Source organism: Streptomyces sp. NPDC111516, from assembly GCF_055635345.1.
On the sequence record NZ_JBVKBV010000003.1, the window covers coordinates 63,083 to 82,855 of the forward strand.

13 protein-coding genes and 1 pseudogene are annotated in these 19,773 nt (G+C 71.9%); 5 read left to right on the forward strand and 9 right to left on the reverse strand.

Features of this window, described 5'->3' with window-relative positions; all coding sequences use genetic code 11:
* The first annotated feature begins 230 nt into the window (after window positions 1-230).
* Window positions 231-1,304: a tryptophan--tRNA ligase gene (trpS, locus tag ACZ7L9_RS08285; RefSeq protein ID WP_471413612.1), complete on the forward strand. Its 1,074-nt coding sequence runs from the start codon at window positions 231-233 to the stop codon at window positions 1,302-1,304.
* Window positions 1,305-1,342: 38 nt separating this feature from the next.
* Here trpS and ACZ7L9_RS08290 read toward each other — a convergent pair.
* The 5 genes and pseudogenes from ACZ7L9_RS08290 to ACZ7L9_RS08310 form a co-directional block, all read right to left on the reverse strand.
* Window positions 1,343-1,936: pseudogene (locus ACZ7L9_RS08290) on the reverse strand (3'-5' exonuclease); the annotation flags it as partial.
* Between the two features lie 74 nt (window positions 1,937-2,010).
* Window positions 2,011-4,011 carry a potassium channel family protein gene (locus tag ACZ7L9_RS08295; RefSeq protein ID WP_471413613.1) on the reverse strand — a complete coding sequence of 667 codons (2,001 nt, stop codon included), beginning with the start codon at window positions 4,009-4,011 and terminating at the stop codon, window positions 2,011-2,013.
* Window positions 4,012-4,041: 30 nt separating this feature from the next.
* The gene (locus tag ACZ7L9_RS08300; protein WP_471413615.1) at window positions 4,042-9,054 is read right to left on the reverse strand and encodes a DNA repair ATPase; all 5,013 of its coding nucleotides are present in this window, start codon (window positions 9,052-9,054) and stop codon (window positions 4,042-4,044) included.
* 121 nt (window positions 9,055-9,175) lie between these two features.
* Entirely contained in the window at window positions 9,176-11,296 is a 2,121-nt protein-coding gene (locus tag ACZ7L9_RS08305) for a flotillin family protein (RefSeq protein WP_471413617.1), read from the reverse strand.
* Window positions 11,297-11,403: 107 nt separating this feature from the next.
* The gene (locus ACZ7L9_RS08310) at window positions 11,404-12,057 is read right to left on the reverse strand and encodes a hypothetical protein (protein WP_471413619.1); all 654 of its coding nucleotides are present in this window, start codon (window positions 12,055-12,057) and stop codon (window positions 11,404-11,406) included.
* A gap of 305 nt (window positions 12,058-12,362) precedes the next feature.
* Here ACZ7L9_RS08310 and ACZ7L9_RS08315 point away from each other — a divergent pair, with 305 nt between their 5' ends.
* The gene (locus tag ACZ7L9_RS08315) at window positions 12,363-13,433 is read left to right on the forward strand and encodes a PucR family transcriptional regulator (protein WP_471413621.1); all 1,071 of its coding nucleotides are present in this window, start codon (window positions 12,363-12,365) and stop codon (window positions 13,431-13,433) included.
* A 193-nt stretch (window positions 13,434-13,626) separates the two neighbouring features.
* On the opposite strand, the gene ACZ7L9_RS08320 is transcribed toward ACZ7L9_RS08315, so the two are convergent.
* Window positions 13,627-14,082: a tellurite resistance TerB family protein gene (locus ACZ7L9_RS08320; protein ID WP_471413622.1), complete on the reverse strand. Its 456-nt coding sequence runs from the start codon at window positions 14,080-14,082 to the stop codon at window positions 13,627-13,629.
* Window positions 14,083-14,257: 175 nt separating this feature from the next.
* On the opposite strand from ACZ7L9_RS08320, the gene ACZ7L9_RS08325 reads away from it, so the two are divergent.
* A complete protein-coding gene (locus ACZ7L9_RS08325; protein ID WP_471413623.1) occupies window positions 14,258-14,803 on the forward strand; it encodes a BlaI/MecI/CopY family transcriptional regulator in 546 nt (181 codons plus the stop codon).
* Window positions 14,804-14,810: 7 nt separating this feature from the next.
* Window positions 14,811-15,791 carry a M56 family metallopeptidase gene (locus tag ACZ7L9_RS08330; protein WP_471413625.1) on the forward strand — a complete coding sequence of 327 codons (981 nt, stop codon included), beginning with the start codon at window positions 14,811-14,813 and terminating at the stop codon, window positions 15,789-15,791.
* Window positions 15,792-15,835: 44 nt separating this feature from the next.
* Here ACZ7L9_RS08330 and ACZ7L9_RS08335 read toward each other — a convergent pair whose 3' ends face one another.
* Together ACZ7L9_RS08335 and ACZ7L9_RS08340 are read right to left on the reverse strand one after the other, a co-directional pair.
* Entirely contained in the window at window positions 15,836-17,098 is a 1,263-nt protein-coding gene (locus ACZ7L9_RS08335; protein ID WP_471413626.1) for a cation:proton antiporter, read from the reverse strand.
* Between the two features lie 2 nt (window positions 17,099-17,100).
* Entirely contained in the window at window positions 17,101-17,571 is a 471-nt protein-coding gene (locus tag ACZ7L9_RS08340) for a cation:proton antiporter regulatory subunit (RefSeq protein WP_471413627.1), read from the reverse strand.
* Window positions 17,572-17,764: 193 nt separating this feature from the next.
* On the opposite strand from ACZ7L9_RS08340, the gene ACZ7L9_RS08345 reads away from it, so the two are divergent.
* Window positions 17,765-18,160 (forward strand): nitroreductase/quinone reductase family protein, encoded by a 396-nt coding sequence (locus tag ACZ7L9_RS08345; RefSeq protein ID WP_471413629.1) that lies wholly within the window; start codon window positions 17,765-17,767, stop codon window positions 18,158-18,160.
* 120 nt (window positions 18,161-18,280) lie between these two features.
* Here ACZ7L9_RS08345 and ACZ7L9_RS08350 read toward each other — a convergent pair whose 3' ends face one another.
* On the reverse strand, window positions 18,281-19,756 hold the full coding sequence (locus tag ACZ7L9_RS08350; RefSeq protein ID WP_471413630.1) for a flotillin family protein: 1,476 nt from the start codon (window positions 19,754-19,756) through the stop codon (window positions 18,281-18,283).
* Between the last annotated feature and the right edge of the window lie 17 nt (window positions 19,757-19,773).

Genomic DNA, 19,773 nt, shown 5'->3' on the forward strand with positions numbered 1-19,773 from the left:
ACGCCGGGAATGGGGCGTGACCGTATCGCCGGGGCGCGTTATCATCGCCCCATGACCTCCGTACCGTGCCGAAACTGGTGGCGCTCCTCCTAGGAGCGGCCACCTCCATCTGCACGGAACCAGGGCCGTTCGAAACGGACGGCCCTTTTTCTCTGCCCTCGTACGGGTACGCATGCCGATCCCGGCGGGCCGTCCTCCACGCAACCAGCACCCGCGAGGAGAGAGCCCCCATGAACACAGCCACCGACACCGTCGCACCCATCGCCGCCGCACCCGCCCAGCGCCGCAGTGCCGAGCTGGAGCGGCTGATTCAGCAGGAACCCGGGCGGTTCCGGGTGATGACCGGGGACCGGCCCACCGGGTCGCTCCACCTCGGGCACTACTTCGGCACCCTCCACAACCGGGTCCGGCTCCAGGACCTCGGTGTGGACGTCTTCGTGATCGTCGCGGACTACCAGGTGCTCACCGACCGGGACGTCGCCGACCGGCTCTCCGAGCACATGGAAGGGATGCTGCTGGACTACCTGGCCATCGGGATCGACCCGGCACGCACGACGGTCTTCAATCACAGTGCCGTGCCCGCACTCAACCAGCTGATGCTGCCCTTCCTCAGCCTCGTCTCCGTCGCCGAACTGAACCGCAACCCCACCGTCAAGGACGAGATCGCGCACTCCCGGCAGTCCGCCGTCAGCGGGCTGATGTTCACGTATCCCGTGCACCAGGCCGCGGACATCCTGTTCTGCAAGGGCAACCTCGTCCCCGTCGGGCAGGACCAGCTGCCGCACCTCGAAGTGACGCGGACCGTCGCCCGCCGCTTCAACGAGCGGTACGGGGCGGTCTTTCCGGAGCCGGATGCGCTGCTCTCCGCCGCGCCGCTCCTGCTCGGTACCGACGGCACCAAGATGAGCAAGAGCCGTGGAAACTCCATCGCGCTCGGCGCCACTGCCGACGAGACGGCGCGGCTGATCCGCGGGGCGAAGACGGACGCGGACCGGCACATCACGTACGACCCCGAGACCCGGCCCGAGGTGTCGGGGCTGGTACTGCTCGCCGCGCTCTGTCTGGACCGTGACCCGTACGCCGTGGCCGAGGAGATCGGCGGCGGGGGTGCGGCCGCGCTCAAGCGGACGGTCACCGATGCCGTCAACTGCCGGATGGCGCCGATCCGGGCCCGGCGGGCGGAGTACGCGCAGGACATGGCATACGTACGGTCGGTGCTCCGGGCCGGCAACGAGCGCGCCAACGAGACCGCCGAGGCGACACTGGACGAGGTGCGGGGGGTGATGGGGGGCGGACTCCGGTAGCGCTTCGTCAGGTAACAGGGCCTCTCGTCCGGACCGGGCCAGGCGCCCCGGGCCGCCACCTCCAGGATCAGCGCCGCGATGTTCCAGGCGTCGTCCGCGCCGCTGTGGTGGCGGCCCTCCAGGGGGAGGCCCGCCACCTTCAGGGCCTGGGCCATGCCGGGGCGCTTGCGCAGTCCGTAGGCGGAGGTGAAGGGGAGCTTGGCGTTGGTGTGGCGGTGGCCGAACGGATAGCGGGTTCCGGTGGCCCAGCACTGGCGGGTGAACTGGTTGCGGTCGTAGTCGCCCCAGCTGGCCCAGGGGCGGGTGCCCGACTCGTGCTCGGACGCCAGCAGGCGGCAGGCCTCCGCGAAGGACACGCCCGTGTTCACCTCGGCCTGGGTGAGGCCGGTCAGCTCGGTGCAGAAGGCGCTGACCGTGGACCGGGCGGGCCGGATCAGAATCCGGTGGCGGGCGAGCCTTCCCCGAACTCTCGACTCCTTTCGAGCAGGGGAGACCCCATCGGCCGCGTGCAGGTCGACGACGGTCAGCCCGATCTCGATGATCTCGCTCACCGAACCGGGCGGCGGCTGCCCGTCCCAGCACGTCGCCTCGATGTCGATGACGTTGAGGAGGTCGGCGGAGTCGGTGTCCATGGGGGCAGGGTAGGGACCGGGGCGCGTGCCGGGCATCCGGATTTCGGCGCCCACCGGCCCGCGCCGGACACGGCCTACGGCCTCGGGACCACCGGGCGCCGTCGGCGCAGCAGTTCGGCCAGGCCCCGGCGGGTCGCCGCGATCACCACGCGGTCCTCGGCGCGCAGTACGTACCCGGGGTGCAGGTCCCAGACCAGGCCCGAGGGGCGGTCCGGGGCGGTGGGGGCGGCCGTGGTCAGGTCCGGGCGGCGGTCGCCGGGCGGGGTGGCGTCCAGCGCGAGGACCCGCCAGAAGCCGGCCCGGAACGCCTGCTCCACCGTGCGGCCCTCCAGCTGCGGATGCCCCGCGACCTCGACCGCCGCGAACAGCATCACCTTCCGCTCGACCGGGATCGCGCCCAGGATCTGCCGGCCCATCATGGCGACGGCGAAGGACGGGGCGGCCAGGTGGGAGACGGAACGGGAGCGGGTCAGGGCCTGCGGGTGGGCGGTGCGCAGGGTGCGGTAGACGGCGGTGGCGAACTCGTCGTCGAACAGGCGCAGGGTGACGCGCAGATCCGGCTTGACCGAGCGGGCGTACAGCGCGGCCTCCAGGTTGGTGGTGTCGGCGCTGGTCAGGGCGAGGAGTGCGCGGGCGCGCTGGATCTTCGCGGCCTCCAGGACGCCCTCCTGCGTGACGTCGCCGAGGACCACCGGCACGTGCAGCCGCCGGGCCACGGGGATGCCGCGCGCGTCCGGATCGTCCTCCACGCACACCACGGGGATGCCGAGCTCACGCAGCCGGACGAGGACCCGCGTGCCGATCTTGCCGAGGCCGAGCAGCACCACATGGCCGGAAAGACCGCGCGGCGGTCGGCGCAGGGAGGACGCCGTACGGAGCGAGCCGAAGGCTTCCAGCACGCCCGCCACGAGCAGCGGGAGCAGCAGCAACCCGGCGACGCCGGAAAGGAGTTGGATGATCTGGCGGGCCGTCGGGTCGCCGATAGCCGGGTCGCCCATCGCGAACAGGTCCAGCAGCGTCAGATACGCGGCGTGCAACGGGTCGTCGCCGGTGGTGAGCGTGGACGCGACGGCGAGGCCCAGCACGGCCAGCCCGACCCCCAGCGCCGACCAGCGCAGCCGCCGCGAGAAGACCTGGCTGAGCGGTGCGCCCCTGCCGCCCATCCGGGGTGGCGGACCGGCCGGGCCCGCCTGGCTGACCGCTTCCAGGACGATCGTGCCACGACCCGCCGCGGCAACCACCTGCCGTTCGTCGGGCAGGAGTTGGGGCCCTTCGTCGCCGCTGCTGTCGGAGCCTTCCGTGCCCGCCGGGTCGTGGGTGGTGGAGGAGAGCAGCGCGAGGGTGCAGAGGCCGGGGTCGGCGGTCCGGCCGTCCTGGGGCGGGGTGCGTTCGGCGGCGCGCAGCAGCAGGCCCTCCGCCTGGATGACCTTGCTGGAGCCGGTGAGCGCGGTCGCGGCGAGGGCGGGCGCGGCGGTGTCGGCATCGGAGAGGACGGTGGTCGAGGTGTCCAGCGCGGCCCGGTCGAGACCGGGTGCGGCGACGGCCGCGGCCTGGTCGAGGAGGGTTTCCAGATACTGGCCCAGCTTGCGGTTGTAGAGCCGGATGACCAGCCGGAGACGAGGGTTGAGGCGGCGGGCGGCCAGTGCGGCGCGGATGTTGCGCTCGTCGTCGTCGTAGACCAGGGCCAGCGCGGCGGCCGATGCGACGCCCGCCTCCTCGAACGCCTCGTCGGACGGCTCCGCCGCCTCCAGGATGCGCACCGCTTCCACTCCGGCGTTGGTGTCGCCGCTCCCGGGAGCGGCCGGCGATCCGTTCCCGCCGTTGCGGTTCATCGCCTGCGACATCCGGCCGAACAGTGCCGCCGCCCGGCCCCGCCCGGTCAGCGGCAGTTCCGCCCGGTTCGCGTCGCGTCCGGGCGGCAGGACGAGGGTGACCCGTTCTCCGTACACATAACGCAGCTCTCCGGCCAGCCGCTGGGCCAGTGCGTCGTCGCCGCAGACGACCATGTGTCCGCCGAACGGGGAGCGTTGGGGCTGATGGGACTGTTGGGGAAGTGGAGGCACGGGCCCCAGCATGCCTTGCCCCTCTCCGTCTTAGACCACCGGTCAGTGATCTCCCTCGGCGGCATCGAGCGGCCGCGCCGCGTGCCGGGCCTGCGGGTTGCTGAGCAGATGGCGCGGGTCCGCGACCCGGACGATCGCCGACTCGACCGCCGCGATCCGGTCCGCGAGCAGCCCCAGCGCCGCGACCGCTCGCGTCACGGGGTCGCCGTCCGGGCCGCCGAGCGTCTGCGTACGGACGTAGGAGGCGGTGATCGCGGACCACCGCGCGGACTGTTCGGCGGTGAGACGGCCGCGCAGCGAGGCGAGTTTCAGCAGGTTGGACTCCGCGCCGGTGGTCAGCGTCTGGGCCTCGCCCGCGTAGTGGTCGTCGATGACGTCGGACAGCTCCGCCTCGTTCATCACCGGCACGATCCGCTCGGCGATCTTGTTCATGTTGCGGTACGAACCCTGGAGCCGGAACGGCGGCTCGGTGCGCGTCGCATCCGTCTGCGCGGCGGAGGCGATGTACGCGGCGTTCACGGCAAGCACCGTGTCCCGGGCCCTCAGCAGATGGCGCAGGACCGCGACGATCCGGTCCACCTCGGCGGGCGCGTACGGATGGTCGAGCCGGTCCGCGCCCGCTGCGAGCTCCGTGCCGGAGGCGAGCCGTACAAACAGGGCCAGATCGTCGCGGGAACGCCCGGCGAGCGGTGCCAGCACCGGGTTGGCGGTGAGCGCGTTCTCGATGAAGCTCAGCGCGAAGGCGTCCTCGCGGCCGCTCAGCACCTCGCCGAGATTCCAGACGTCGGCCCGGTTGGCGAGCATGTCGGGGACCTGGAACCGCGCCCCGGACTCGGTGTACGGATTGCCCGCCATGCACACCGCGAAGCGCTTGCCCCGCAGGTCGTAGCTGCGGGGTTCGCCGTCCCGGACGCCCTCGATCCGGCGGGTGGCGTCGCAGAGCGGGATGAACTTCTGGAGCAGTTCGGGCGAGGTGTGCTGGATGTCGTCGAGGTAGAGGAGCGTGTTGTTGCCCGCCTCCAGGGCGAAGTTGATCTTCTCGATCTCCTGGCGGGCGGTCGCGGTGCTCGCCTGTGCCGGATCGAGGGAGGTCACGTCGTGGCCGAGGTTCGGTCCGCTGATCTTGACGAGGACCAGGCCGAGCCGGTCGGCGACGTACTCCATGAGCGTCGTCTTGCCGTAGCCGGGCGGCGACACGAGCAGCAGCAGGCCCTGCGAGTCGGTGCGCCGGTCGGCGTCGGCGGTGCCGAGCTGTTTGGCGAGACTGTCGCCGATCAGGGGCAGATACACCTCGTCCAGGAGCCGGTTGCGGACGAACGCCGACATGACGCGCGGCCGGTGGTCGTCCAGCCGCAGCCGGGCCCGCTCGGTGGTGACGAGCGCGGTGCGCAGACGCTGGTAGGCGCGGAAGCCGGGAACGGCGGTGGTGCGGAACTCGGCCGTACGGGCTAGGAGTTCGTCGAGGCGAACGGCGAGCCGGCCCCGGTCGATGCGCGGGTGGGTGCCGAGCAGGCCCTCCACGGTGGCGGTGAGCGGCGCCTCGCACTCGTACCGCGCGAGCACCGGCTCCGGGCAGAGCTCCACGGCGACGGCCTCCGCCAGATCGCCCGCGTCGGTCTCCGTGCCGCTCGCGGCGGCGTACGAGGCGAGCCAGCCCTCGACCAGCTGGCGCCGGGCGGGGAGGTCGTCGCGGAGGGCGGCGAGGTCCTCGTCGTACGCCGAAGAGCCCGTCGCACGACGGAACTTGTCCAGGAACTCCACGACGGCGGCGCTCGTGACGAATCCGGCGGGACCGCTCGTCAGCTCCTCGAAGAGGTACGCGGCGACAGCCCGGGAGCCGTCGGCCGGCGAATCGTCGGGCCGGGGGTCCCCGCCCCAGGAGCCGTCGGCCCGGATGATGTCCGCCCACTCCTCCTGAAGGGCCGCGATGGCCGGGGCGAGGCCGAACGTCTCGCGGGCGCGGGCCAGCGAGAGGGCCCGCCGGGTCCAGGAGGTGCGCCGGGCCTCGTCCGTCCCGTACGCCCAGAAGAGCTGTGCCGCCGCTCGTACGGCGGGCGTGCAGCGCAGCAGTCCGGCCCCGGCGTGCAGATCGAGCAGGGTGGTGAGGATCGCCTCGGCGTCCTCGTCGTGGACGCCGCGCTGGTAGCCCTCGTCGTACGCGGATGCCGCCGCCTCCCGTACCAGTGCGGCCAGTTCGTCGGCGTCCAGGGCGGCGAGCGGGTCGGCGCCGTGCTCGTCCAGGAGCCGGGCGGCCAGGTACTCGGAGCGGTATACGTGCGGGGACTCGGAGGGCAGCGTCCGGTCCCAGTACGGGCGGGTCGCCTCGAACTCCGGGTCGGTGACCGGCGCCCGGTAGTCCGTGCCGGTGAGGGCGAACGCCAGCCGGTCCCCGTGCGGGACGAGCGTCAGGTCGAAGGGCTGGGTGTTCACGGCGAACCGGTGCCGGCCGAGACGGATCGTCGCACCGCCGTCCGCGTACAGCTCACTGCGGTCGCGCAGTGAGCGCCCGGCCTCCTGGCGGGCGGCCAGCAGCTGCCCGTCCAGCTCCTCGGCGCGCACCGGGTCACCGAGTTCGCGCAGCTCCTCGGCGGTGCGGCGGACCTTGGCGACCATCGGGTCGGAGGCGAAGTACGTGTGGACGGCGTCCAGGTCGGGCAGGGCGGCCAGCCGCCGGGAGACCGTCTCCAGGACCCGGGCCGCCGAATCCGCCAGCCGCTCCGCCCGCCGGGCGCGGGCGTCCTGCAAGGTCTGCTTGCGGGCCGAGAACGCCTCGTACACCTCCGTGCGCCGCTCGGACAGCTCGGCGAGGAAGTCGTCGAACTCCGCGAACCGCGACTCCAGGTTCTCCAACTGGAGCAACAGCCTCGCGAGTTGCTCGTCACAGGCGTCCGGGGTGTCCGCCGCGGCCAGCGCTCCGGTGACGGCCTGCCCGAGCAGCGCGAACTCGGCCGCGAACTCGGCGCGGCCCTCGTGGTCCAGGAGCTCGCGGCGGCGCGCGTCGAGCGTGGCGCGGGCCCGGTTGACCCCGCCGAGCACCTCGGCGATCCGCTCCAGGATCGACGTGCGGACCGTCGCGTCACCGATGTCGAGCCCGGCGACGACATCGGTGACGGTGCTCAGGCCCTCCGTCATCTCCGTCAGCCGGTCGCCGAGCGCCGTCGCGTCCACGACGCCGGTGAGCGCGCCCGCCTCGGCGGTGAGGCGGGCGATGTCCTCGTGGTAGTCGGCGAACGCGTCTTCGCGACCGAGGAACGCGACGGCGCGCCGGCCCGCCGTTTCGATGTCCTCGGCCGTGGCGGCGGTGAGTTCGGCGATCCGCTCGGTGTCCGCGTACCGCATCTCGGCCAGCGTCGCCAGATGGCCGTGCGCGCGCCGCAGTTCGGTGAGCTGCGCGACCCAGGCGGCGGCCGAGCGCGGGGCCTCGCCCCGGATACGACGGACGAGCGCGGTGAGCCGGTCGGCCGTCTCGGTGAGTGCGTCGGCGGCCTGCCGGGTCAGCTCCCGCACCGTCTCGAACTCGCCGAGGACCTGCTGCGCGGTGTCCCGCAGCTCCGCCAACGGGTCGGCGAGTGCTCCGAGTTCGGGATCGGTCAGCCAGTGGTAGCGGTCGCAGGCGCGGGTGCAGTCCGCGACCAGCCGCGCGTACACGGCGGCGGTCGGGGTCGTCTCGGCGGCGCTGTGCGCGAGCGCGAGGCAGTCGGAGATGCCGCGCACCAGGTCGGCGTTGCCGACCCGGGCGAGGGGGCCGTTCCCGGCGGGGCGGGAGGCGGCGTAGGTGTCGGAGACGTACGGGGTCTGCCAACGCTGCAACGGGTGGACCCGGGCCGGTTCGTCGCCCGTGGCGGCGGCACGCAGGAGGACGAGCGTGCCGGTGTCCAGCAGGGCGTGGCCTCGGCCCTGGAGGGGAGTGGCGACCTCCTGCCGGATCAGGTTGTAGGGCAGGAGCAGGCTGCGGCCGTCGTCGGGGGAGCGGAAGACGTAGAGGACGTCCTCGCCGTTCGGGGAGCGGACCGCGCCCTCGAAGACCGGGTCGGTGAGCGGTTCGGCGATGTCGAAGGTCTTGGCGGTGCCGGTGGTGAGGTAGTAGCCGCCGGGGAAGATGATCCCCTGGTCCTCCGGGAGCCGGTGGCAGGCGGGCCCGATGAGGTCCAGGCGCAGGACCGTGCCGAGCAGCGAGTTGAAGACCAGGTACCGCCAGGACTCCTCGTTGTACGGGCGGACGCGGAGCAGGACCAGCGGGCCGATCACGGCATGCTCGACGTCCGCGTCGGCGAGGGACTGGAGGGGTTCGGCGACCGGCTCCTGGTAGATCCCGTCGGGGGTTTCGGTGTCGTTGACCGTCTTGACGGTGAGGCTGCCGCCCAGCGTGTCGACGAAGAGGACGGCGCCCGTGCCGTCGCCGTCGCCGCCCACCGCGATGTGCGGGTGCCGGCCGAGGACGTGGGACTCGCGGCCCGCGACCGTCCAGCTGAAGTCGTGCGACGGCGGGAAGACGTGGTCGCGGTCGCCGCGCGCGTCGAGGAACGCGCCGGGCGACCCGTCCGGGCCGAGCGCCCAGCGCAGCACCCGGATGCCGTCGGCGCTCTCCCCGGTACGGAAGACGGCGAGCAGTCTGCCGTCCACCCGGCGCAGCCGCAGCAGGCGGGCGTCGCGGTAGTAGCGGTGCAGGGCGGTGAATTCGCGTACGAAGGCGTCGTCGTCGAGCAGGCCGCCCTCGCCCGCAGGTACCTCCTCCAGCTCGGGTCCGTACAGGGCGAGCACGTCGCCCACCCTGGCCGGATCCGCCGCCCCCGGGCCCCGTTCGAACCCGAACAGCAGCCGGCCGCCGACGGCCACCAGGTCACGGGGTACGGATGCCTGCTCGGTACGGATCTGCTCGGTGCCGGTCAGCCGGAGCTCGGTCGAGCCGAACTCCTCGGTGCGCCGCGCGTTGAGCTCCTCGGCGCGGCTCGCGAGTTCGGCCGCCCGGTCGTTCAGCCGGCGCCGCAGCACGTCGTACGTCCCCGCGTCCACGGGGCCGCCGGCGGCCGGTGCGGTTGTGGTGTCGGGTTCCATACGTGCGGCTCTCCCTACGAGGTGTTACGAGGCGTGTGGTGCGGGTGCGAGGGGGCGTCGCGCCGGGTCTTCGGTCGCCGGACGGGGGTGAGCTGCCCCCGTCCGGCGACCGGGGTCCGCCCTACGCGACCGGCGACCCGTTCCGCGAGGCAGGTACCTCGGAAACGTCCGCGCCCGTCACCGCGGACACCGGCATGTCCGCCAGCCCCAACTCCCGTGCCGCGGCCAGCAGCTGCTGCACCTGGCCCGGCGCGACCCCGGCCCCCGGCGCCCGCATCATCCGCATGAGCAGCGCCGAGACCGTCAGGTTCTGCACGTCCCCCGTCGACACCGACCCCAGCACCCGCGTCAGATCGTCCGTGAACGACGACGTGCCGTTCAGCCACGGCCCCGCGAGCGCCTTCGCCGTGTCCGAGTTCTCGACGAACCCGTCGAGGCTCTTGCCCATCGAGATGGACGAGACGAGCCGGTCGAAGAAGACCGACTCCCCGCCGACGATGTCGATGTCGGCGTTCTCCAGCCCCGCGGCCAGCACCGTCGCCTGCGCCTCGGCGACCTGCCGCTGCACATCGAGCCCGGCCAGCCGGATCTCCTTCTCCGCGGCGAGCCGCAGCCGGTACTCCTCGTGCCCGCGCGAGGCGTCGTCCAGCGCCGCCATCGCGGCGGCCTTCTCGGTGAGCCCCGCCGCCTCGGCCTTCAGCTTCTCGCCGATCATCGCCGCGTCGGCCGTGGCCTGGGCCTGTGTACCCTCCGCCGCGGCGAGCGCCTTGAGCCTGGACCCCTCCGCCTCGGCCTTGAGCCGGGCGGACGCGGCCTCGGCCTCGGCGAGACCGGTCTTCTCGATGACATCGGCCTCCGCGTCACGCACCTGGACCTCCGCGAGGCCGGGCGCCGCGGACTCCGCCTGGATGCCCTCGGCCAGCCGCAGCTTGGCCTGTGCGTCCAGGTCCGCGGTCTTCAGCCGGGCCTCGGCGAGCGTCAGCTGCTCGGCCGCCACGTGGGTGGCCGCCGCCTCGGCGGCCTCCGCGGCCTTGATGTCCTTGACCAGCTTCTCCTGGGCCTCCGCCTCGGCGGCGATGATGACCGACCGGCGGGTGCGCTCCGACTCCTCGACGGCCCGCAGCGTCTTGATGGACTCCTCCTGCTCGGCGACCGTACGGTCCACGGCGATCCGCTCCCGGATCACATCGGCGACCTCGCGGCGCTCGGCCTCGACCTCCTTCGTCGCGGCGATCCGGTCGAGTTCGGTCTGCCGCTCGCGCCCGATGACCTCGATCAGGCGGTCCTTCTCGATGCGCTCGTTCTCCACGGCGATGACCCGCTCACGGTTCTTCTGCGCGACGGCGATCTCCCGGGCCTGGTTCTCGCGCTGGATGCCGAGCTGCTCCTCGGTGCGGATGAACGCGGCCTGGGCGCCGAGCCGTTCCTCCTCCTGCACCTTGGCGGTCGCGGCCTCCTCGCGGGCCCGCAGCGTCTCGACCTCGCGGCGCTGCTTGATCTCCGCCTCGGCCTGCCGGCGCTCCAGCTCCAGGATGGTCTCCCGGGCGTCGACGTCCTGCCGGGTGATCTCCTTCTGCTCGGTGCGCTGGAACTCGTTGGTGCGGACATGCTCGATCGCGGTCAGCTCGGTGATCTTGCGAATGCCCTGCGCGTCGAGGATGTTGGCGCCGTCGAGCTGCGTCATGGGCGTCTGCTCAAGGAAGTCGATCGCCGCGTCGTCGAGGTGGTAGCCGTTCAGGTCCGTGCCGATGACCCGGATGATCCGGTCCCGGAACTCCTCGCGCTTGGTGTACAGATCGACGAAGTCCAGCTGCTTGCCGACGGTCTTGAGCGCCTCGGCGAACTTCGCGCCGAAGAACTCCTGGATCGCCGCCTTGTCGCTGGCCCGCTCCGTACCGATGGACTGGGCGACCTTGATGACGTCCTCGACGGTCTTGTTGACCCGGACGAAGAAGTTGATGTGGATGTCGGCTCGGATGTTGTCCTGGCAGATCAGCCCCTCGCGCCCGGTGCGGCGGATCTCGATGGTCTTCACCGAGATGTCCATGGTCTCGGCCTTGTGCAGCACCGGCAGGACGACGGCCCCGGTGAAGGTGACGTCGACCTTCTTGGTCTTGGAGATGATCAGCGCCTTGCCCTGTTCCACCTTGCGGAAGAGCCGGCTGATGACGAGGAGCAGGGCGACGGCGATGAGCAGGACGACGGCTACGAGCACACCGAAGCCCAGGGTGATGGCATCCATGGCAGTCCTTGGCAGCTGATGAGAGGAAGGTGAAGAGGCGGGTGGGTCCGCCCGGACGGTTTCGGCGAGACGTTTCGACGGGCCGGTCCCGGCGGCAGGCGGGCAGGTCAGCCGGAGCGTGGTGGTCCCGGATCCAGCGCCCTGTCGTACGGCGAGACCCAGAAGAACTCGCCCTCGTCGTCGTACGCGTACAGAAGCCCCGCACTGCCCGAGGTGAGCGCTGTGAGTTCCGTACCGTCCGCGCCGTCCGCGTCATGCGCCGGGCCGAGCAGTCTGACCTGGACGATCGCGGTGGAACCGTCGGCCGCCGCGACCTCGGCCTGGCCGAAATCGGAGCTGACGGAGCCGGTACGGATCGTGCAGATCCGGCCGAGGAAGTCCTGCCGCGACGGAGGAGGCTCCTCCGGGAAACGCCGGCGCACCAGGCGCACCAGCACCCGCATCACGGCCCAGGCGATCAGCAGTGCCCCGGCAAGCACGGCGCAGGCGAGCCCGGCGCGGGTGAGGCCGGTGACACCGCTGCGGTGCAGCAGGACCGTACCGGTCAGGCTCGCGAACCAGCCGACGACGACCATCACGGACACCGTGACGGTGACCGGCACTCCGCCGACCCCGACCATGCCTGTGTCGAGGTCTCCGTCGAAGGAGTGGTGGTCGGCCGCACCGGCCAGTACGAGGAGCCAGAAGACGACGACCACCGCCAGTGCGGCGCCGAACAGGACGGCCGGAAAGGCGGTTCCTGCACTCAGGAACTCCTGCATCGGCCCACCCCCTGTCTGTTCGTGCGGGCGATCTCCGTACGGGGGCCATTGGTGCGGGCGATCCGGCGGTGAGTGACTCCGCTGCTGCGGCACCGCGCATCGCGGCGCCGCAGCAGCCGGGTCTCCCCCGTACCCCCGTATCCCCCGAGTTCCCCCGTGTGTTGCTGACCGGATCGTCTCAATCGGGGCCGTGCATCGCATTGCCGGAATCCGGCAATCTTTGTAGGTCCTTGATGCCGGGCACCGGCACCTGCTCGTATGCGTTGAGTGGGTGTCGATGTCGCGTCAGGACTTGAGGAGTGCGCGTGCCGGAGCCGGAGATTCCCGACGAGTACTTGGCGGGCTATGCCCGCATCCTGGCCGAGGTCGCCGCAACCGGCCGCCGGTTGACCCGGGACGAGCTGGAGGCGCGGCGGCTGCTGGGCCGGGAGGCCGCCGAGGCCGGATTCCAATTGCGCGCCCTGGTCGGCCTCCATCTCGCGACGACCCGTACCGCCTGGCCGCACACCGCCTCCGTCGATGCCGCGTCCACCGACCGCGTGCTGGCGGCGGTCGAGCAGGCCGTCGACGCCTTCGCCGAGGGCTTCGAGCGGGCCCAGCGGCTCACAGTGCGGCGCGAGGAGGCGGCACGGCGCGAGTTCATCGACGATCTGCTGTACGGACGCAGCGACCTGGGCCGGCTCGCCGAGCGGGCCACCCGGTTCGGACTTCGGCTCTCGCGCGCCCACGCGGTCGCGGTGGCGACGGGCCCGGAGGCGTACACGGAGACGGACTCCGTGCCGCGCGCCGTCGAGGCGGCGCTGCTCGCACGATTCGGCGGCCGGAAGATCCTGATCACGACGAAGGACGGGCGGCTGGTCTGCATCGCCCCCGCCAGCCAGCCCGATGTCCTGCGGTATTTCGCCAAACAGTCGCACGTGGCGACGGACGGCGGCCGGGTCGCGGTCGGCCGCCCGCACGAGGGCCCCGGGGGCGTGGTCCACTCGTACGACGAGGCGCTCGAAGCGCTCGACCTGGGGGAGCGGATGGATCTGGAGGAGCCGGTTCTGTACGCCGCCGACCTGCTGGTCTATCCGGTACTGACCCGGGACCGGCAGGCGATGGTCGATCTGGTGCGCAGTCAGCTGGGTCCGCTGGAGCAGGCCCGCGGCGGTGCCGAGCCCCTCCTGAAGACGCTCACGGTCTACTTCGACGCGGGCTGTGTGGCCGCGGAGACGGCGCGCCGGCTGTCGCTGAGCGTGCGCGCGCTGACCTACCGGCTGGAGCGGATCCACCAGTTGACCGGCGCCGACCCGTCCGACCCGATGCACCGCTACACGCTGCAGACGGCGGTCATCGGCGCCCGGCTGCTGGACTGGCCGGCCAAGGAGGTGTGACCCGGGGCGCCGCAACCGTGACGCGATGCTGATGCGTGTGACGGCTGCGGGGGTCGGGGGCCCGGAAGAAGGTGGCCGGAGGTGCGCATCGGGGGGAGTAGCACACCTCCGGCCTGCCGGAAGCGGACCGGTGGTCAGTCGGTCCGCGGTCTTCCGGCGGTATGGGGGCGTCCGGTGATCCGGACGAGAGGCCCTACAGGTCGAACTCGTGCGGCGGAAGGTCGAGCGCGAAGCACGCCTCCCGCACGACGGCCTGCTCCGACTTGTCGAAGTCGCCGTCGGCACCGCCGATCACGATGCCGATCTGGATGACGGCACGCGCCTCGGCGGGCTTCTTCTTCGCCTTGCCGATCTCCTGGAGCACGCTGACCTTGCCGAAGGCGAAGTCGGCGGTGAGCTTGTTCACGTAGTCGTTGAAGCGGCGCTGCAGATCGTCCGCCGGGAAGTTCTGCAGAACCTCGTTGGAGGCGATCAGCGCGGCGACACGCTGGCGTTCGGACGGGTCGATGGAACCGTCGGCGGCGGCGACCAGGGCGCACATGGCCATGCTCGCGTCGCGGAACGCCCCGCTCTTCAGGTCGTTCTTCTTTGCTTCCAGCTGCGACTGCATCGACGAAGCGGATTCCTTGATCCGATCCCACAGTGCCATGTCGTCGTCTCCATACGTTGCGTTGCGTTGTGTTGCCGGAATGAGAACCAACTCTACAGACGTGTAGAAGTTAGCAGGACGGGTGCCCGCTGTGCCCTGGAAACAGCGGTGAGCTCCTCTTAAGTAGGATGCTGCGACGCCGCGGCTGACGCGGTATCGCAGAAGGGCGGATCAGATGGACTCGGCCAGGCCCGGCCACCCACCGGACAACGAACCGCCCCACCAAGAAGTGCCCGACCAGGTACGCCCCGACACCCGGCGGCTTCGCAGGCGCGGGCAGGGCGAACTGGAGGCCCAGGTCCTCGCCGTACTGCACTCGGCGAACGGCCCGGCGACCGCCGGCTGGGTGCAGGAACACCTCGACGGCGACCTCGCGTACACCACCGTCATCACGATCCTCTCCCGCCTCTACGCGAAGAACGCCGTGACCCGGTCCCGCGAGGGCCGCTCCTACACCTGGACGTCCGCCTCCGACGAGGCCGGTCTCGCGGCCCTGCGGATGCGGCGCGTACTGGACGGCGAACGGGACCGGGACGCCGTGCTCGCCCACTTCATCTCGGCCCTCTCCCCCGGCGACGAGGAACGGCTGCGCGCGCTCCTGGCGCGGGCGGCGGCACCGGACGACCCTGGTGAGCCGGCCGACCCCGGCGGCCTGCGCGATCCGTCCGATCCGTCCGATCCGTCCGATGCGGGCAACTCCCCCGACTCGGAAGGCCGATAGCGGTCCGATGGGTGTCTTCGTCTGTCTGCCGCTCGTGCTCCCGTTGACCGCACTGCCGGTCGCGCGCCTCGCCGAAAAGCATCTGCACCCGCGCAGCGCGACCCTGCTGCTCACCATCGTCGGCACGCTGCTCGCCCTGTGCAGCACGCTGTGCCTGGCCCTGCTGATGGTGGTCGGCACGGCCCAGCTCCCGGGCAATCCGCTGCCGGACAGCTGGTCGGACCCGGAGGTACGGGAAGCGGTGCCGTACGAGGTGAAGGCGGGCATCGTCGCGATCGGGGCGCTGGCGGCGGTGCTCGGGGCGTGCGGGTGGACGGTGTACCGCCATGTACGGCTGCGCGTCCGGGCCGGCCGCGCCCTGTCCGCCGCCCCCTCCGTCGCCGCGGGCGACGTCGCCGTGCTTCCGGACCCGGAGCCGTACGCCTACGCACTGCCCGGAAATCCGGGCCGGGTCGTCGTCTCGACCGCGATGACCGAGTGTCTGGACGCCCGTGAGCGCCGGGCCCTGATCGCCCACGAGCGGGCCCATCTGGCCGCCCGCCACCACCGCTACCTGCTGGCCGTCCAACTCGCCGCGCGCGCCAACCCGTTCCTGCTGCCGTTGCGTACGGCGGTGGCGTTCAGCACCGAACGGTGGGCGGACGAGGAGGCCGCGCGGGCGGTCGGCGACCGGCGGGTGGTGGCCATCGCGGTCGGCAAGGCGGCGCTCTTCTCGCACCGGGCGCCGGACGCCTCGGTCGGCTTCGCGGCCTTCGCCGCCTCCGCCGCCGCTCCCGCCCCGGCCTCCGAGTCCGCCGCGGGCCCCGTACCGCGCCGGGTGGCGGCGCTGCTCGCCCCCGTTCCGTCGGCGCGGCTGTGGCCCCCGTCGTCCGCCCATGCCGCCCTGGCGGCGCTCGTCGCGACAACGGGCACGGCGAGCTCGGCGCTGTCATCGCTCAACGCGACGGTGACGCTGGTGCAAATCCTGCACACGGCAACCCCGCTGTGAGCCGTACGAAGCAGCCGGGCGCCGCCGCGACACCACGGTACGGCTCAGTCGGCCGAGGACGCGAACGCCTCCTGCGCGGCGGGCGCCGGGCGGCCCGCGGGAACGCTGTCGCCTCCCGTACCGCCGCCTCCTGTTCCGCTACCGCCGTCCCGGCCCCGCCAAGCCTGGATCCTGGCCGCGACCGGCTGGGTCCAGCGGGCGGTGAGCGGTCCGACGATGACGAGGATGAGGACGTACGCGGTGGCGATGGGCCCGATACGCGGCTCGGTCGCCACGGCCAGACCGGCGATGACGATGGAGAACTCACCGCGGGCGACGAGCGTTCCACCGGCCCGCCACCGCCCGCGCGAACCGATCCCGGCCCGCCGGGCCGCGTACCATCCGGTGGCGATCTTGGTGAGGACGGTGACGACGGCCAGCAGCGCCGCCGGGATCAGCACCGGCGGAATCTCGGACGGATCGGTGGAGAGCCCGAAGAACACGAAGAAGACGGCGGCGAACAGGTCCCGCAGCGGCGTCAGCAGCTTGCGTGCCCCCTCGGCGACCTCGCCCGAGAGCGCGATGCCGACCAGGAACGCCCCGACGGCCGCCGAGACCTGCAACTCCTGCGCCACACCGGCCACCAGCACCGTCAGCCCGAGCACCACCAGGAGCAGCATCTCCGGATTGTCGGAGGACACGGCCCGGCTGATCAGCCGCCCGTGCCGCAGTGCCAGATAGAGCACGAACCCGACGGTGCCGAGCGCGACGAGCAGCGCGATGCTGCCCCCGGCGAATCCCACGCCCGCGAGCATCGCGGTGAGCAGCGGCAGATACACGGCCATCGACAGGTCCTCGATGACCAGCACACCGAGGATGACGGGCGTCTCCCGGTTTCCCAGCCGCCCCAGGTCGGTGAGCACCTTCGCGATGACCCCGGACGACGAGATCCAGGTGACCCCGGCCAGTGCGACGGCGCCCACGGGCCCCCAGCCGAGCAGCAGCGCGGCCACCGCCCCCGGGGTCGCGTTGAGCACGAAGTCCACGGCGCCGGAGGGGTATTGGGTCTTGAGACTGGTCACCAGTTCCGATGCGCTGTACTCCAGGCCGAGCAGGAGCAGCAGCAGAATGACCCCGATCTCGGCGCCCACGGCGGTGAATTCCTCACTGGCGCCGAGCGGCAGGAGCCCGCCTTCGCCGAAGGCGAGCCCCGCCAGCAGATAGAGCGGAATCGGCGAGAGCCCTATCCGCCCGGCGAACCGCCCGATGATGCCCAGGCCCAGAATGACGGAGCCGAGCTCCACCAGCAGTGCGGTCGTGTCGTGCACTGTCAGCCCTCCGCAATGATCTCGGAGAGCGCGTCGACGCCCTCCCTCGTACCGACGACGACGAGCGTGTCCCCGATGGCCAGCCGGAAGTCCGGCCCGGGTGACGGATGCGCGCTGTGCGTCCGCAGCACGGCCACGATCGAGGCCCCCGTCCGCGTCCGCGCCTTCGTGTCCCCGAGCAGCCGCCCGCCGTACGGGGAGCGCGTCCCGAGCGGGATGTGCTCGGTGACGAGATCGATGCCCTCGGTCCGTACGGCGTCGATGGGCGCCGCGTCGATGAGGTGTGCGAGGCCGGTGGCCTCCAGTGGTGTCAGGGGTACCGACAGGCGACACGAATCGGGATCGTCCTGGTCGTAGAAGCCGATGAACCGCCGCCCGTCGTGGTGGACGACGACGGAGATGTGCTGTCCCGACTCGGTCGTGTAGTCGTACTGCACGCCGACTCCGGGCAGCGTGGTGCGGTGGGTTCCCATGGCTTCCTCCCGAGTGGTGCGGCGACATGGCGACGCACTTGGCGATCTCTTTAACTGCGCATTACTTTATCCGGAGGGTTCCGCCGGTCCCGGCACACGGGCGAGAGGCGGACCCACGGCTACACTCGCCCGGGCCGGACGGCGGCCGGGGCCGCCGTCCGGACGACCGCAGCAACCGGCGGAAGGGCCGAGGATGTCGCGTAGCCGAGAGCTCCAGTTCCGGGTGGTCACGTCGTTCCAGCGGCATGTCGCCAACCCGCTCACCAGACGGTTGCCTTCCCAGACCCTCCTGGAGACGACGGGCCGCACGTCCGGCCTCCCGCGCCGCACCCCGCTCGGCGGCCGGCGCGTGGGCCAGGCGTTCTGGCTGGTCTCGGAGTACGGCGAGAAGTCGCAGTACGTCCGCAACATCCAGGCCGACCCCCGGGTCCGGGTCCGGATCAAGGGCCGGTGGTACCCGGGCACCGCCCACCTGCTCCCCGAGGACGACGCGCACGCCCGGCTCAAGCAGCTCCCGCGTTACAACAGCGCGGCGGTGCGGGCCCTGGGCACGAACCTGCTGACGGTGCGGGTGGACCTGACGGAGTGACGCCGGAGCGGCGGCCGCCACGAGGCCGGACGTGCGCGTGCCCGGGACATTCCCGTGCCCGGACGTGCGCGTGCCCGGCCGGTGCGGTGCCGGCCGGGCACGAGCGGGGTGTCGGCCGGATCAGTCGGTGATCTCGATCTTCCCGTCGGGAGATGCGGCGGGAGATGCGGCCGTGCCGCTCACCGCGTCCTTGGCCTGAGCGGGCAGACCGGCCGAAGTCACGGCTGCGGCACCGCCCTTGAGGTTCTTCAGCAGGGCTGCCAGGTCGACTCCCGTGGTGGAGCTGAGGAGTTCCATGCCCTGGGCGACGTTGTCCGTGACCGTGCGCGACAACTGGCTCGCACCGTCCGTGGAGATGACGGTCATCTTGTCGATGGCGCTCAGCGGCTCGGCCGCCCTGGCGACGACCTGCGGCAGCACCTCGACCAGCATCTGGAGCACGGCCGCGTCGCCGTACTGCGCGAATGCGTCCGCCTTCTTCTGCATGGCCTCGGCCTCGGCCGCACCCTTGGCCGCGATGGCCGCGGCTTCCGCCTCGCCCTCGATGCGCACCGCGTCGGCGAGGGCCGAACGGTGCAGCTTCTCGCCCTGACCGGTCAGCCGGGAGCGCTCGGCCTCCGCCTCGGCCTCCTTGACCTGGGCGATCCGGCGGGCCTCGGCCTCCTGCTCGGCCTGGTAGCGGGCGGCGTCGGCGGGCTTGCGGACCTTGGTGTCGAGTTCGCGGTCGGTCAGCGCGGCCTGGCGCTGGGCGACCTTCTCCTGCTCCTGGAGAACTTCCTGCCGGCGGGCCGCCTCGGCGAGCGGGCCCGCCGCGTTGGCCTTGGCCGCGGCGGCTTCCGTCTCGGCCTTGATCTCGGCCTGCTTGAGGTAGAAGGTCCGCTCGGCGATGGCGATCTCCTCGGCCGCCTTGAGCCGGGCCTGCTCGGAGGCGCGCTTGGCGATCGCCTCGGCGATGTCCGCCTCCTGCTTGGCGCGAGCGGCCTCGGGGCGGCCGAGGTCTTCGAGGTAGGAACCCTCTGTGGTGATGTCCTGGATCTGGAAGGCGTCCAGGATCAGGCCCTGCCCGGAGAGGCTGGCCTCGGCCTCCTCCGCGACCTGGCCGGCGAACACGGCACGGTCGCGGATGATGTCCTCGACCGACATCCGGCCGACGATGGCACGCAGCGCTCCGGAGAGCACTTCCTGGGTGAAGCCGACGATGCCGTCCTGCTGCTGGAGGAAGCGCTGGGCGGCGGCCCGGATCGCTTCCTCGCTGCCGCCGACCTTGACGATCGCGACGCCTTCGAGGTTGGACTTCACACCCCGCAGGGTGACGGCTCCGCGCACGGCCACCGGGATGTGCCGGCTGGACAGGTCAAGGGTGAACTTCTGCTGGACGAACGGGACGACGAAGACGCCGCCGCCGACGACGACCTTCTGGCCGCTGTTGTCGATGCTGGTGCGGCCGGTCACCGGGTCGGTCGACTTCTTGCCGCGGCGTCCGGTGATGATGAACGCCTCGCTGGGCCCGGCGACCTTGTAGCGGGTGATGACGACGAGGGCGAGCAGTACCACGAGTACGACGACTCCGATGACTGCGGTCACGACTGGGCTCATAAGGGTGTCCCCCCTGC